The organism is Saezia sanguinis, assembly GCF_003991585.1.
Taxonomy (GTDB): Bacteria; Pseudomonadota; Gammaproteobacteria; order Burkholderiales; family Burkholderiaceae_C; genus Saezia; species Saezia sanguinis.
In genome coordinates, this window is the sequence record NZ_PQSP01000085.1 from 1 (window position 1) to 269 (window position 269).

Sequence of the window (269 nt, forward strand, 5' to 3'; positions counted from 1 at the left end):
GTCATCGGGTTGGCCAGCAGTACCCGGGTGATCGCCGCGATGCCGTACCCGAATCGCGACTGCTTCAGGTATTTGGCGTAGGCACGCAGCATCGTCACCTGCCGCCAACGCAGACCCGCACGCAGCACCAGTTCGTTGAGCCCGTCGACCTCTGCCGCGCCGAACCACATCGCTTCGACGGCGTCCTGGAATCGCTGCGCCAATCCGTCGCCGGAACGGTCGCCGCCGGGTACGGAATCCCCCAGATCGGCCGGACCGTTGTCCAGCAC

Annotated in this window: 1 protein-coding gene; it reads right to left on the bottom strand. The window is 66.5% G+C overall.

The genetic code is table 11. The features are described 5' to 3' along the window. A partial coding sequence (locus CUZ56_RS15090) for an NAD-glutamate dehydrogenase domain-containing protein (protein ID WP_148113770.1) occupies positions 1-269 on the bottom strand: 269 nt, incomplete at both ends.